13 protein-coding genes are annotated in these 14181 nt (G+C 49.3%); 10 read left to right on the top strand and 3 right to left on the bottom strand.

Going from position 1 to position 14181, the window contains the following annotated elements:
• The first annotated feature begins 565 nt into the window (after positions 1–565).
• From NDA01_RS00295 to NDA01_RS00285, 3 genes are all read left to right on the top strand, one after another.
• Complete coding sequence (locus tag NDA01_RS00295; protein WP_190432190.1) at positions 566–748, top strand: CsbD family protein; 183 nt, start codon at positions 566–568, stop codon at positions 746–748.
• 289 nt (positions 749–1037) lie between these two features.
• Positions 1038–1475 carry a hypothetical protein gene (locus tag NDA01_RS00290; RefSeq protein WP_348226454.1) on the top strand — a complete coding sequence of 146 codons (438 nt, stop codon included), beginning with the start codon at positions 1038–1040 and terminating at the stop codon, positions 1473–1475.
• A gap of 118 nt (positions 1476–1593) precedes the next feature.
• Positions 1594–2112: a hypothetical protein gene (locus NDA01_RS00285; protein WP_190432194.1), complete on the top strand. Its 519-nt coding sequence runs from the start codon at positions 1594–1596 to the stop codon at positions 2110–2112.
• Between the two features lie 312 nt (positions 2113–2424).
• On the opposite strand, the gene rpe is transcribed toward NDA01_RS00285, so the two are convergent.
• Positions 2425–3126, bottom strand: a complete 702-nt coding sequence (rpe, locus tag NDA01_RS00280; protein ID WP_190432196.1) for a ribulose-phosphate 3-epimerase — start codon at positions 3124–3126, stop codon at positions 2425–2427.
• 130 nt (positions 3127–3256) lie between these two features.
• Between rpe and NDA01_RS00275 the strand changes: the two genes are divergently transcribed.
• From NDA01_RS00275 to NDA01_RS00265, 3 genes are all read left to right on the top strand, one after another.
• On the top strand, positions 3257–4873 hold the full coding sequence (locus NDA01_RS00275; protein WP_431193262.1) for a S8 family serine peptidase: 1617 nt from the start codon (positions 3257–3259) through the stop codon (positions 4871–4873).
• Complete coding sequence (locus tag NDA01_RS00270; protein ID WP_348226453.1) at positions 4849–5601, top strand: hypothetical protein; 753 nt, start codon at positions 4849–4851, stop codon at positions 5599–5601. Before NDA01_RS00275 ends, NDA01_RS00270 begins: the two co-directional genes overlap by 25 nt.
• Before the next feature lie 169 nt (positions 5602–5770).
• On the top strand, positions 5771–7060 hold the full coding sequence (locus tag NDA01_RS00265) for a serpin family protein (protein WP_348226452.1): 1290 nt from the start codon (positions 5771–5773) through the stop codon (positions 7058–7060).
• Positions 7061–7079: 19 nt separating this feature from the next.
• Here the strand turns inward: NDA01_RS00265 and NDA01_RS00260 are convergent, their stop codons facing one another.
• The gene (locus tag NDA01_RS00260; protein ID WP_348226451.1) at positions 7080–8321 is read right to left on the bottom strand and encodes an AI-2E family transporter; all 1242 of its coding nucleotides are present in this window, start codon (positions 8319–8321) and stop codon (positions 7080–7082) included.
• A 166-nt stretch (positions 8322–8487) separates the two neighbouring features.
• Here NDA01_RS00260 and NDA01_RS00255 point away from each other — a divergent pair, with 166 nt between their 5' ends.
• Positions 8488–9165 (top strand): SOS response-associated peptidase, encoded by a 678-nt coding sequence (locus NDA01_RS00255; RefSeq protein WP_348226450.1) that lies wholly within the window; start codon positions 8488–8490, stop codon positions 9163–9165.
• Here the strand turns inward: NDA01_RS00255 and NDA01_RS00250 are convergent.
• Complete coding sequence (locus NDA01_RS00250) at positions 9152–12598, bottom strand: response regulator (protein ID WP_348226449.1); 3447 nt, start codon at positions 12596–12598, stop codon at positions 9152–9154. The two genes, NDA01_RS00255 and NDA01_RS00250, sit on opposite strands and share 14 nt — an antisense overlap.
• Before the next feature lie 325 nt (positions 12599–12923).
• Here NDA01_RS00250 and NDA01_RS00245 point away from each other — a divergent pair, with 325 nt between their 5' ends.
• The 3 genes from NDA01_RS00245 (at position 12924) to NDA01_RS00235 (ending at position 14145) form a co-directional block, all read left to right on the top strand.
• On the top strand, positions 12924–13418 hold the full coding sequence (locus NDA01_RS00245; RefSeq protein WP_348226448.1) for a DUF427 domain-containing protein: 495 nt from the start codon (positions 12924–12926) through the stop codon (positions 13416–13418).
• Between the two features lie 2 nt (positions 13419–13420).
• Positions 13421–13780 (top strand): hypothetical protein, encoded by a 360-nt coding sequence (locus NDA01_RS00240; protein ID WP_190432210.1) that lies wholly within the window; start codon positions 13421–13423, stop codon positions 13778–13780.
• A gap of 140 nt (positions 13781–13920) precedes the next feature.
• A complete protein-coding gene (locus tag NDA01_RS00235; protein ID WP_348226952.1) occupies positions 13921–14145 on the top strand; it encodes a hypothetical protein in 225 nt (74 codons plus the stop codon).
• Positions 14146–14181: the final 36 nt, after the last annotated feature.

The following is a 14181-nucleotide window of genomic DNA, read 5'->3' as shown; positions in this document are numbered from 1 at the left end:
AGTGTAGCGATCTTAAGTAGTACATTTGGTCGCCTAGAACACGGTGAAATTCGCGATCGCCCGTTGAAATCACGATGAAACCCGCTAAAGCAACCCAGGATATCTCAACACTTCAATCTGAACTGCGAATTACAACCATTAGTGACTCTCAATATAACTGTAGCGGATAGAACTGTGAGCTGAGGACTGATTAGAATCTAGGTCTTTATATTGAAATATTGAACAGTCAAATATCTAACTAGTAAATCAATTAGTGATTGGGCACAATCCTAGGAAACTCTTGAGACAGCCAAAGATAAGGCAACATTTTTTACCTTTCTCAGCTCACATTTACTGAATTAAGAATCAAATTCAAGAGATTAATAAATAAGAAATTTCTTAATTCACAAACCGTAATCCTTAAAGGTTAAATCAAAAGGTGCAATCTAGAGTAAGGCTAATGCAACTTCTGGCAGATGGCTCAGATCGTAGTTGTCGCTACATTAGGAATTGTCAAGTGGAATAGATTTTCACTTTTCAACTTGATATTTGAATTTAGAGTTTTGAAAATTACGGAGTACATAAAATGAGTGCAGAAGATAGAGCTAAAGCAGCTGGCAAAAATATTGAAGGCAAAGCTCAAGAAGCTTGGGGAAATATAACGGGCGATCCCAAAGACCAAGCAGAAGGACAAGCCAAGCAAGTTGAGTCTCAAGCTCAGCACGCTAAAGAAGACATCAAAGATAACATCAAGAAAGCAATTGACTAGTCATAACTAGTTCTAATGTGAGCGCTGGGTAGCTTGCGAGCTACCCAGATTACCTGGGTACTTATATTTCTTGAGTTTTCTGCATTTGAGTTAGTTACGAGTAATTACAAAACCGCTATTAGCTCCGAAGGTCTCACCTACTTTCAAAAAATACTGTTTTCAACTAACTCAAATCTAGTTGCCATCTGTAGTAGGCTCACCATTTGCTAAATAACTTCCAAATCCTACTTTTAACAGTAGAAAGTTATAGCAATTCAAATGATTAACTAATTTTGCGAGGAGACCTTTCGTGAATTTACTTCAACATAGTCGTAAGTTTTTCACGGCTTTAGCTTTGGTTTTGGTACTTACCATTACAACCGCTTGTGGTGGGCCATCCTCAACCACTCAAGCGGTGAACCAGCCGACTCAAATTGAGAATCGTGCAGGCTATAGCCAACTGGAACGAGGTAACACAGCTGCAGGTGGCAATCTTGCTAACTGGGTTGTGCAGACAGCTCATGGTTTAGTGCAGGATGCTTATGTTCGGGATAACAACAAGCTGGGAGTAGTAATTTCCAAGCAAGTTAAGCCTAACGAAGTGCGGCCCTTAGCCAAGTCTTTGGTACAAGGCTTCCGGCAGAGTGCGCCTAACCGTGATCTGACGGTCTTGATGTATGCCCCCGACAAACAGTTGATTTTGACTGCTCGCTACGATGCTGGCTCTAAGCAAGTTGAGTATCAGTAAGGTGTAGACCAACAAGACGTAGACCAGCGATCGCTATTCTACCGAGCAGCTTTCAAATAGCTTTTTTTATAACTTCAGATGTTGCCAAAACTCTGATGATTAGTAGGAGATTAATACTGTGACTAGCAGCGAAGATTACAAGCGTCAAATCATGAATGATTTGGCTCATGGCAGTACCGAGCAACTCGACGATAACTCATCTCTGGAGAACTATCAAAGTTTTGACGATTTTGCTCAGCGTTCTTCTAAAGATGAGCGCCGTCATTTGTTTGGTCGTTCCTTCCATCCAGAAAAGATCCCTTCTGCTCAAATGGAGCCTGAGCTACAGAAAGCGATCGCCCAAATCAAACCCAATGAGCGGGATGATGTAGCTCGTGAGTTTTTCAAGCACTTCAAAGAACGTGGGTTGAGCGATCGCGATTTGGAGCGGCAGTTGAGTCTCTCTACTCATCACCCCAGCCGCATGAATGCAGATGATGTGACTAAGCTGGCGAGCTTTGCTTATCACAATCATCCTGATCTGTTCCGCGATGTTTTAGCTGAGCAACCAGGTATTGTTAAATTCTTTAGCAATCCTATGGTGGGTGCTGCGTTTGGGCTAGTGGCTGCTAGATGGCTCTCTAACCGCAACAAGTAATCCTGAGCTTTAGTGAATCAGCACTATTCGAGTCAAGGTTAATTGAAAATCTTCACTTTAATGGTGCTCATGATTTAGACAGTTCAAACTGTAAAAACTTTTCAACCCAAAGGTACCTGTAATTAGCTGCCTTTGGGTTTTCAATTATTTAATGGAGCCAGCTCAGCCCAAAGGCCAAAATCCTCTGGAGGTTTGCCATTTTTAACGTCCACTGTTTTTTATCAAAGACCAATAAAAAAGCAAGCTACCAGGAACTAGTAACTTGCCATTGCATTATCCAAGGAAAAGTTTTAAGTAACTGCGAGATTATGATTAGACCGTAGCTAGCTCAGGACGCTTGCTGTTGCGGATACCTTCGATCGCAGTTGCATAATCGGGTGCATTGAAGACTGCAGAACCCGCCACGACCGCGTTAGCACCTGCTTCTAAGACTTGCCAAGTATTGTTAGCCTTGAGGCCACCATCAACTTCAATCCAAGGATCGAGACCCCGCTCATCACAGATTTGACGCAGCTTGCGAATCTTGGGTAGGACCGCAGGAATAAAGCTTTGACCACCAAAGCCAGGGTTGACACTCATGATCAAGATGAGGTCACAAACTTCTAAAACGTAGTCAATCAATTCCAAAGGGGTTGAGGGATTGAGGACTACGCCAGCTTTCTTACCGAGTTCTCTAATTTGACAGAGGGTGCGATGCAGGTGGGGAGAAGCATTGTGCTCGCAATGTACAGAGATAATATCGGCTCCAGCCTTAGCAAAACCTTCTACATACTTCTCTGGCTCCACAATCATCAGGTGGACATCCAAAGGCTTCTGAGTCACGGGGCGAATCGCTTCTACAATCAGCGGACCAATCGTGATGTTAGGAACAAAGCGGCCATCCATCACATCTACGTGAATCCAGTCTGCTCCTGCTGCATCTACTGCACGGATTTCGTCTCCCAAACGGCTAAAGTCGGCTGATAGGATGGATGGAGCGATAACTATCTGTTTCTCGGATTGCGGCTGCGTCATGGCGAACGATTTCTCCCGTGTCCTCTGTCGTATCCAGTTTAACAAAATGTTTAAAAAATATTTAATTAGAAGGTTGTCATTTGATCCTCAAATCCCCCTTGGCTTGTAAAGATTTCGTGGAGGAGAGGCTGTGACTCAGCCGTGGATGTTGAACAGCTTAGCAGGGTTATGGGGAGGACTCAGTGTTACCGTTCTGCCTGCCTCCTTCCAGGTTGCTGGAAGTTCGCTGGGTGAAGCGGGCATTGATGTCTATCGGCTGCAAGCTCCCCCCTACAACCTTACGGGCAACAAAGTTGCGATTGGTCAGGTAGAAATCGGTCGTCCGGGTAAGTTTGGTGTCGATAAGGCCGTTAATCAAAGCTGGGCGATCGCGCTATTGCGGGTTTTCTTTCGAGATGGCCCTGCGAAAGGCAACACCCACGTTGATGGTCACGCTCAAAATGTGGCCAGCATCATGGTTAGCGCTGATCCAACCATGCGGGGCGTAGCACCTAAAGCGCGGCTTTATGCGTCTGCGGTTGGCTTATTGCAGCGTAACGGCCAACCAGAAGAATGTTTGTCGGCTCAGCATGTGGCGCAGCAAAATGGGGGAGACATCCGAGCCATTAACTTCAGCTTTGGGGAATCGCTACAACAAGACCCGCGCCCTAAAGCCCGTCTTGATGGCAATGCCCTACTCACCCAATGTCTAGATTGGTCCACTCGCGCCCATGACGTTTTGTATGTTGTCGCTGGTAATCAGGGGAGAGGAGGCATTTCTATTCCCACAGACAACTTTAATGGGGTGAATGTCGCTTTTACTCGTCGTTTAACCAGTAATGGGCCTTTTGCTCTGGTAGATGCAGCTAACTTAGGTGATGAGGTTATTTCCCCATCCCAGCGATCGCTTGGTCTGGAGAGCAACGTGGGGCCTCGTCGCGCTATTAGCTTGGTGGCTCCTGGCAGTAACATCGTGGCGCTGAACCCAGATGGCAAAACCACTAGAGTCACTGGCACCAGTTTTGCAGCACCCCACGTCACCGCTAGCGTGGCTTTGTTACAAGAATTTGGCGATGCCGCGATGCGCCGAAAAAGCAATCAGTGGGGGTTGGATGCTCGACGCCATGAAGTGATGAAAGCAGTTTTGCTCAACTCAGCGGATAAAGTCCGAGATCGCGGCGACGGCTGGACTTTAGGCATGAGTCGCACCATTTTGGATCGCAATCAGCAAGACTGGTTTGCTTCAGATGCCTACCGCGATCGCACGATTCCCCTCAACCTGCATATGGGCACGGGACAACTCAACACGTTTCGCGCCTACCAACAATTTCAACCAGGCCAATGGAACCCCACTGCACCAGTCCCTCCGATTGGTTGGGATTACAGAACTGTGGCGGCGCAAGCGAAGAGTTCGTTTCAGGACTATGTGCTGGAGCAGCCTCTACAACAAGGCAGCTTTGTCTCTGTCACCTTGGCTTGGGCTCGGCGAGTGGAGTTACAAGACCAAAATCGCAATGGTGAGTATGATATCAACGAGAACTTTAGCGATCGCGGCCTGAATAATCTAGATCTGTATTTGATGCGAGCTGAGGATAATGACCCAGCGGATAGCATCTGGGCCTCGGTTAGTGAAGTTGATAGCGTTGAGCATATTTTTTACGCGATTCCTACGACGGGGCGGTATAAAATCCGGGTTCTGTATCGCCAGCAGATGAATCAAGCAACTCAACCCTATGGGCTGGCTTGGTGGACTGTTCCGGCTCGTTAAACCAGATTGTGCCTGTGGTTTGGATACTTGTTTGGGCCATTGTTTGGGCAGTCGGGGGCGGATTATTAGGCGCGGTGGGGGGTGCCATCTGGGGGCCTGTGAATGCCGCGATCGCGGCTACGATCCTGACTTCAATTGGCAGTGTGACTAGTGCAGCGCTGTTCTGGGGAGTTTGCTGGCTGCTGCCTGAGGCTATCGTGCCGCTACAAGCGAATCTGCCTCATTTTGAGTCGATTGGCGCGGTGATCGTGGTGATCATGGGTGGGGCTTTAAGCAATTCCTTATTTAGTGCTCGATTTAGTGCTCGGCCCCAAATCCCAAATGTGATTTTTTGGAGCGTTTATGGCACTTGCTTAGGGGGCATCGTCGGTAGCCTCGGAAGTCTGATTAGCCTCCTAGTTACCAGTATTACCCCAGAAGTCCTAATGGCTGCGATCGCCGCAGGTTCAGGTTATGCGGGCTATGGAGCGAGTCTTGGGGTGATAGGTGGTTTGCTCAATACGCTCTTGGCGTCTCAGCTGAGCTTTTTCTTTCAGCCAACTTTGGGTTCCATGTCGGGGGCTTTGTGGTCAGGAGCGCTAGGAGCAGTCCTAGGTACTATTGTTGGAGCCATGATTGGGGCGGCGATCGGCTTTATTTTTGTCCCTTGGGTGGCGACAGCGATCGCGCTCTGTACCGTGATGCTGGTGAGCAGTGTTCTGTGGATGTTGAGCTGGAGCTACAAATAAAGCCACATAGAATCAACATGCCTAGCAGCTTCTTGATTACACAGTTGCTAAGCGTTAGTGACTAACCGTAATGAGATGTTGCGGAAAAGGTAACTACCCGGTGCTTTTATCCCGACCAGACTAATCTAGGGAAGGAAAGTTTTTCATCCCTGAGCCGCAGAGCAGCCTCATGAATTCACGGTCATTGCAACGAGTTGGCACGATTACCGCTAGCACCCTGTTACTGCTTAGCTTGGTCGGTGGCTGGCAACTGGTGACGCTAAGCGCTGCCCAGGCACGGCCTAATGCTTCTGTGCGGCCTCAGGCTCAGGCAACCACTTCGCAGTCAGAGACCCTTGATCGTCAACTTGTGACTGCCAACACCACCTTTGGCTTCAAGCTATTTGCACAAGCTCTGAAAGCTGATGCTGGCAAGAATGTGTTTATCTCACCCTCTAGTGTTGCGATCGCCTTAGCGATGACCTACAACGGAGCCAAGGGAGAGACGCAGCAAGCAATGGCTAAAGCGCTGGAACTGCAAGGCTTAAGCTTAGCGGACGTGAACCGCAGCAATGCAGCCCTGATCTCAGGATTGCAAAAGGCAGACCCAGCGGTAGAAGTGGCGATCGCCAACTCGTTGTGGACCCAAAAAGGTGCGGGATTCCAGCGAGAATTTTTGCAGCGCAACCAACAGTTCTACAAAGCCCAGATCACAGAACTGGATTTCACCCAGCCTCAGGCAGCTAGCCAGATCAACCGTTGGGTGCAGCAGAAGACCCGAGGTAAAATCAGCCAGATTGTGGACCAAGTACAACCGAATTTGGTGCTGTTGCTGCTCAATGCGGTCTACTTCAATGGCAAGTGGAGCGAAGCCTTCGACGCAGCAGCTACGGTAGAGCGTCCTTTTATGCTGGCGAATGGTACCCGCAAGCAGCACCCCCTGATGACCCAAACCGGGGAATACGACTATTACGAAACTAGTAAGTTTCAAGCGGTAAGCCTGCCTTATGGAGAAGGGCGCTTGAGCTTGTATCTGTTTTTGCCTAAATCTAAATCTAATCTACCGTCCTTTTACCGCGATTTAACCGCCGCTAATTGGGAGCAATGGATGAAGGAGTTCCGAAATCGCCCCGGTTCCATTCAAATTCCCAAGTTCAAGCTAGAGTATGACCTCAATCTCAACAACGCGTTGAAAACGTTGGGCATGGGCCTTGCTTTCAATGGCAGCAAGGCGGATTTCTCGGGAATGAGTCAGGCAGATTTGGCGATCGATCAGGTGCGACACAAAACCTTTGTGGAAGTCAACGAAGTCGGCACTGAAGCAACAGCAGCAACTTCGGTAGAGATGATCGTCACCTCAACTCAATTTCCACCAACGCCATTCAAGCTAGTGGCCGATCGCCCCTTCTTTTACGCAATCCGAGACAATCAAACAGGTAGCTTGCTGTTCATGGGTTCGATGGTAAATCCTCAGACCTAGGCTCGAATTGGGTGGAGCGCTAAGCTTCTGGTACCTCTTTGAGCGTGGGGTCTTCTGGCGGGTGCAGGGGGGCTGTTTCCACAATCGTACGTGGAGCGCTGAGACTCGGCCCTTCCGTCACAAAATTGTGGCTTGCGGCTTGGCCGAGGTTGGGCGATCGCAAGGCCATTAAAGCAGTTTTGATCACAACTGCTGTGGGCACCGCCACAATTACACCGAGCAATCCACCGACCCGTGCCCCTGCCAAAATAGAGATTAGGACCCAGACTGGGTTTAGGCCTGTCATGCTGCCCAAGATTCGAGGGGCAATCAAGTTTTCCAGAATCTGCTGGACAATGACCGAGGCAATCAAAACTCGCAGCCCTAGCCACACGTTTTGCAAAGTTACCAGTAGCGTCACGAGGGCAATGCCGACGGTACCGCCAAAGGGCACCAAAGCCATCAAACCAATGGTCAAGCCGAACAACAAGCCAAAAGGCACCTTTAGCCACAAAAATGTGGGAATCAAGGCGGAGGCCATGCAGGTGGCAAGAATCAACTGCCCAATGAAAAAGTTCTGAAAGCTCAGTCGCAACGTCTGGGTGAAAGGCTGACGCACGGGAGCAGGTAGCCACTCGACCACGCTGAACCAAAGGCGATCGCTGTGTTGCAGCAAGTAAAACGACAGCACAATGGTCAATAGACCATCTAGCAAACTTGTAACTGTAATTACCGCCAAGTTGAGCGCTTGCCCTGCAATTCCTTGTAATTGTCCCTTCAAGCGATCGTTGATTTGCACCACCAACGCATCAAAATTAACGGGCAAATTCAACGCTTCGGCCCGCTCATTCAACATCAGCAATTGCCGCCGCCCAGAGTCAATCCAGTCGGGCAAGCGACTGACTAATTGTTGAGCTTGGCTGAACACCAAAGGCACTAGCGTCACGCCCAAGGCCAACAACACCGACAAAGCCAACAAAAATACCAAAATTGCTGCTTGCTGCCGTTGTGCGCCATGTCGCTCCAACCAACTGACTGGGTAGTTGAGTAGAAAGGCGATCAAAGACGCGCCAATCAAAATCACAATCAGGGAGTGGAAGTACTCGAACATTAACGCCAGCGCCCAAGCATTCAGCACGAGGAGGGGTGCTGCCAGCGCGATCGCCAAAAAGCGAGGAAACGGCTTGAGAGATTGCCACCAATTTAACAGCCGCCGAGCTTGTGTAGGCCGCTGGACAGGGGGTTCAGATTGAGTTTTTAGTTGCAACCGATCATCAGCCACGGAGGTCAAGCCCAATCTAGTAAATAAACTCTAGTAAGAGTATTACCAAGGATGAATATTCTTCGCTAGACAGAGCAAGCCTGGTTCGGCCTAGCTCTACATTCAATGTAAGAGAATCTGCTCAGAAAAAAAGCTATCCCAGGTTTGAGAGGCGAAGGATTTAGGCATGTGTGGACGATTTACTCAGAGCCAATCCGCAGCAACCATTGCTGCCACATTTCACTTGGCGGCAGTACCTGATCTCGCACCCCGGTACAATATTGCGCCGACGCAGCCGATCATGGCAATTCTCGCGACCGCAGAACCCGCAGAACCGCCCCAGAGACAATTGCGTCAGTTGCGCTGGGGACTGATTCCCAGTTGGGCTAAAGACATGAGTATGGGATCTCGGTTGATTAATGCTCGCTCGGAAACAGTGGCGGAGAAGCCTGCTTTTAGAGCAGCATTTCGGCAAAGACGTTGCCTGATTGTGGCAGATGGTTTTTATGAGTGGCAGCGCTTAGAGAAGAAAAAGCAACCCTTCTACTTCCGACTGCAAGATCAGCAACCGTTTGCCTTCGCAGGGCTGTGGGAGCATTGGCAAACCCCAGAGGGCGATCGCCTTGATTCCTGCACCATTCTCACTACCCAAGCCAATGCGTTACTCAGCTCAATTCACGATCGCATGCCAGTGATTTTGCCTCCCGAAAGTCACGACTTGTGGCTTGATCCCACTGTGCGCGAGCCTGAGCAGTTGCAACCCTGGCTCCAGCCTTATGCAGCCGAGGTTATGACTGCTTACCCGGTTAGCACCAAAGTCAACAGTCCTGCCTATGACCATGCTGAATGTATCAACAGTCTTTAACTTGCTGGAGCACCGTTCTCACCTTTCTGTATTCCAGGTCTAAGCGGGGCAGCAAAACCACGGCTTCTTCCAGCGTTGCCTGACACGCGATCGCTTCCAGTTCTTGGCAAAGCTCAGCTAGTGGCAAAGCCCCGACTATCACACTCAAAGATTTCCATGTTTGGGCGGCTTGATGTAAGGCGGCTGGATCGTGATTCGTCACCGCTAGCGCGATCGCCTGCATCAAATCAGCGGCTTCTTCTAAATAACGGTCAATCGCCTGGTAGAAGCTACTGGCAGCTAGGTCTTCGCCCTGTTGCAAAGACTGCAAGATTTCCAAATCAATTACAGTCTCTAGCGCTCCAAAGGCAAAAGTACTAGCTTTTTGGGCTGTTATAGCCTGACCCTCTCGCAGCACCCGCATTAATTCTTCGACTCGAATCGGCTTGCTGATATAGTCATCCATCCCTGCTTGCAGACAAACTTCTCGGTCTCCTTGCATGGCGTTGGCAGTCATGGCAACAATGCGAGGCCGCTCAGTCACCGACCAAGCCTGACAAATCTGTTTTGTTGCCGTCAAGCCATCCATTTCGGGCATCTGCATGTCCATCAGAATCAGGTCATAACGCTGGCGGCGCAGAGCAACTAATACTTCCAAGCCATTACCTGCCACATCAGCGCGGTAGCCCATCCGTTGCAACAAATGCAAGGCTACTTTTTGGTTCACCACATTGTCTTCAGCTAGCAAAATTCGTAAAGGATGTTGCGCCGCCAGCCAAGGAATCTCAGCTTTGACTTCCGAAGCCCGCAGGCTAGCAGATGAAGCAGAACCTGCCTCTGGTCCCCAAACTTGCATCAGGAGTTCATAGAAATGCGACTGCTTAATCGGTTTACTCAGGATTGCAACAATCTTGATCGGGCTTAGCTCGGTCTGGGCTTTGGAATTGCCTACAGAGCTCAGCAGGACGAGGGGGACGGTTTGACCTTGCGGCTGTTGGCGAATCGCTGTAGCCAAGCTCAAGCCATCAAAGCCTGGAACCTGCGGGTCCAGCATCACTAAATCGAAGGCGGGAGTTTGCGTAATTTGCTCCAAGGCTGCCTGGCTAGAACCGACGGCTTCAGCCGTGACGCCCCACATCTGAGCTTGTTGAACCAAGATTTGGCGAATTGTCACATTGCCTTCCACGATCAGCAGTCGTTTTCCAGCAAACTGGGGCGATCGCATTGATAACTCGCTCTCTACAGCGTTAGGTGTCGCCTCAACCACAATGGAAAAATAGAAAGTAGAGCCTACCCCGACTTCACTCTCCACCCAAATGCGGCCTCCCATCAATTCGCTTAATCGCTGACTAATGGCCAACCCTAACCCAGTACCGCCATACTGACGGCTAGTGGAAGCGTCAATTTGACTAAAGGGATGAAACAGACGGTGAAGGCGATCGCTAGGAATGCCAATTCCGGTATCTTTCACCGCCACACGAATCGAATATTTCGCTGCCCCAGAACTGGCGGAAGCGTGGGTCGCCCCTAACTTGCGAGCAGCGACAGTAACCACCACCTCTCCGGCTGCCGTAAACTTAATCGCATTGCCGAGCAGATTAACTAAGATTTGTCGGAGCCTAGTGACGTCACTCACGATTGAAGTAGGAACTTGTGTCTCCAAAACATAAGCCACTTGCAACCCTTTTTCTGCCGCCTTGGGTGCTAGTAAGTCCAGCACTCCCTCAATACAAGTACAGAGATTAAAGGGCTGTTGCTCTAGCTCCAACTTGCCAGATTCAATCTTAGAGAAATCTAAGATGTCATTGATGATGGTTAAGAGCGTTTCTCCACTACTACGAATGGTTTCAGTAAAATCTCGCTGTTGAATGGTCAGCCCTGTATCGAGCAAGAGGCCCGCCAGACCGATCACCGCATTCATCGGTGTACGAATTTCATGACTGACTGTGGCCAAAAATTCGCTCTTAATTTGGTTAGCTGTTTCAGCCGCCTGCTTTGCCTGTTCTAGGGCTTCATTCTGTTCAGTCAACTTTTGGCGCTGGTGCTTTTCTTGCTCTAACAAATGCGCCTGACTCAGAGCAATCCCCACTTGGGCGGCCACTGACTCTAGAAGCTCTACTTCATTAGGAGTCCAGGCGCGAAAGTCATCGCACTGGTAGAGGCTGATTACGCCATTCGCTTCTCCTTGATAGGAGGTGCGAATCGTCAATAAAGATTTAAGTTCTAAGGGATTAAAAATAAAGTGATAAGGCTCTAATAGCGGTTCAGCATAGACATTGGTGTAGGCGATCGCTCGGTCTTGCGACAAAACTGATGCGACCAAATCATTATTAACCGCAGAAATATCGGCCACTTCTGCCTGATTGATCAAGCTAAAACCGGATTCAGCATATTGAGCCACCAAGCAAATCCGAGGGGTAGGGGTCGTGAGATAGGTCCGAATCACACAACGATTCACGCGAAAAGCTTGACCAATCTGTTGCACCGCAGTCTGAAAAATTTGGGAGGCATCCAGGCTTTGGCGAATTTCTTCGGTAATTTTCTTGAGTAAGAGCGTGCGCTGAAACTGTTGTTGCAACACTGCCTCGGCTTGATGGCGTTCTTGCGCTAAGGCAATCGCGGCAGCAGCGGCTCGCAACAAATCAATTTCCGAGGTTTCCCAAGCGCGGGCTTCTACACAGTTATCAAAACCAATGAAGCCACAAAATCGGCTATTGACAATAAAGGGCAACACTAAAATCGATAGAATGCCTTGCGGCTCCAAAATTACTCGTTCTGATTCGGGAAAATCAGCCACGATGCCCGCCACAATCTCGCCTTGCGACAACCTCTCGGCCCAGCGGGGAAAAAAGTCGGCATAGGAAAGATTTTGTAGCTCGGGATTGTCAATTTCGGGTTGAACGCCTGCGGTACACCACTCAGCCCGTTGGCTCATCAGCAACTGAGAACTGTGCAGATGGGAGTTTTCAAAGTGGTTTTCAAAGATATAAACTCGACTAGCTCCAGAAACCTGGCCTAGGAGCTGGAGCACTGAAGTGTACCCCCGCCAATCTTCCTTACAAACCAAGAGTTGCTGCTGCACCTCGACTAAAGCCGCTAAATATTGCTCTCGTTTAGCGATCGCTGCTGCCGCTTGTTTTTGCTCCGTTTGTTTTTGTGTCAAATTAGAGCCGGAACCAGTCATCTTGAGTGGTTTCCCAGCCTGATCGCGCTCAGCCGTTTGCCTCATGGTTGGCTGAATCATTTGCTCAGTCATCTGCCCCATAGCTGGCGCTTCTAGTACCAAAGTGGGGTGGCTCAACGGAGTCAGAGACAGTGCTTTCGAGAGCGGAGCCAACCAAGCTACTTCTGGTATCAACCGCTGTCGGGCCGCTCTGCGAGCCGCGAGAAAGACAGTACTGAGGTAGTAGCCTGCCAACAAAAGGTTAGCGCCGAAAAGCAGTTCACTCAGCATCTGCTAAAACCTCTGAGAGTAGAAGTAGAACTGATAGAGTTTGCCATTGATTCTGAGACTGGCACTCATGGACTCAGCTTTGCAGCTTAGATGCCAGGATGACACATGCAGTATTCCCGATCTGGAGCGGGGAACTGAGTTGGCAGTGAAATTTCTCAGCAGTTGTTAGCCTATGGTTATCCCTACCAACAAAATTAGCCTCCTGCCAACAGGAGAGCGATCGCCCTCTCTGAGCGCTTGCCGCTCCAGCACGGCTGAAAAATCGGAATCATTCATGATACAAATTTTGCTGGCTGAGGTTGTCTTTCTGAGGAGATGATTGTAAGTGAACCGTGAGCGTACTATTCCAGGGCCAGGACAAGAATCAGTCTGGGACTACCCCCGTCCGCCCCGCTTAGAAGATTCTCCTAAGCATATTCAAATAGTCTTTAATGGCGTCGTGATCGCAGACACCCATCAAGCAAAACGAGTTTTAGAAACCAGTCATCCTCCCGTTTATTACCTTCCTCCTGCGGATATTAATCCAGACTCTTTAATTGCTTCTGCTCAAGCATCTTGGTGTGAGTGGAAAGGACGGGCAGGTTACTACACCGTTGCCGTCGGCGATCGCCAGGCTCCAAATGCGGCTTGGTTTTACCCCGAGCCGACTCCTGCTTTTGAGTCCATCAAGGACTATGTGGCGTTTTATCCCCACTTAATGGAAGCCTGCTACGTCGATGGAGAACAGGTCCAGCCCCAACCAGGAAACTTCTACGGTGGTTGGATCACCTCAGATATTGTTGGCCCATTTAAAGGCGCATCGGGCACTTGGGGTTGGTGAGCATGAAAGATGTTGACCCTCTAGAAAGCCAGGACTTAAAACGGCTACAGATATTCTTCTACCTGATCCCAGTCGTCGGCTTTTTTCCCGCCATCTGGACGCTCTATCGCAATGAAGGAGGTCGTCAGAGAAAAGCCCTAAGTCGCTTGGTTGTAACCCTCGCCCTAGGATGGCTGTTTGGGTATATCTTATTAGGCACTGGAGCCCAAACTTCGGAATCTCTCACCCTACCCTTGCTATTGATGAGCAGTTTGCTCACCTCTGGCTATTTTTTAGTCAACATCTGGTTAATGGTGCGGCTGTGGCAGCGTAAACCATTGCGTTTACCTGGAGTCAGTCATCTGAGCGATCGCCTACCGTAAGTAGGAAGCTGCTTTTAGATGAGCGATAACTCTCTCTTGCGTTTGAAGCCAAAGGGCTCGTTCCTTAGCTAAACCTAAGAGAGGGGCATCAAATGTCCAGTTTTGGCACAGAATCGAGGGAATACTGTTAACATGCTGCTGTGAACTGGACAGAGGCTGGAAAACTGTTGGCTTGCCAGCCTGAGATTGGCTGCCCTATGTTTGAGCAATTTGGGTGCAGAGGTTTCCAAGTCACTCCAGTAGCATCAGCTATTTTTGCTTTAGTGTGTGTTGAGGAAGCCAGTGTCAACCCAAAAGATCCCTTACCAGCGATCGCTGCCGAAACGTCATCAGCCCGTGCCCAAGAAACCGACGAAATCAAGTAACTCACGTTTGGTTTGGCTATTGTTTAGCCTCACTGG

Origin of the sequence: Trichocoleus desertorum AS-A10, from assembly GCF_039962155.1 — a bacterium.
In the GTDB taxonomy this organism is placed as follows: domain Bacteria; phylum Cyanobacteriota; class Cyanobacteriia; order FACHB-46; family FACHB-46; genus Trichocoleus.
The sequence above is the reverse complement of the archived record's forward strand: the minus strand, read 5'-3'. Positions and strand labels throughout refer to the sequence as shown.

Bases quoted from the DNA above. Each gene is read 5' to 3' on its own strand.
- NDA01_RS00255 (WP_348226450.1), top strand. From the start codon at position 8,488: ATGTGTGGACGATTTACTCAGAGCCAATCCGCAGCAACCATTGCTGCC.
- NDA01_RS00250 (WP_348226449.1), bottom strand. From the start codon at position 12,598: ATGCTGAGTGAACTGCTTTTCGGCGCTAACCTTTTGTTGGCAGGCTAC.
- rpe (WP_190432196.1), bottom strand. From the start codon at position 3,126: ATGACGCAGCCGCAATCCGAGAAACAGATAGTTATCGCTCCATCCATC.
- NDA01_RS00240 (WP_190432210.1), top strand. From the start codon at position 13,421: ATGAAAGATGTTGACCCTCTAGAAAGCCAGGACTTAAAACGGCTACAG.
- NDA01_RS00265 (WP_348226452.1), top strand. From the start codon at position 5,771: ATGAATTCACGGTCATTGCAACGAGTTGGCACGATTACCGCTAGCACC.
- NDA01_RS00295 (WP_190432190.1), top strand. From the start codon at position 566: ATGAGTGCAGAAGATAGAGCTAAAGCAGCTGGCAAAAATATTGAAGGC.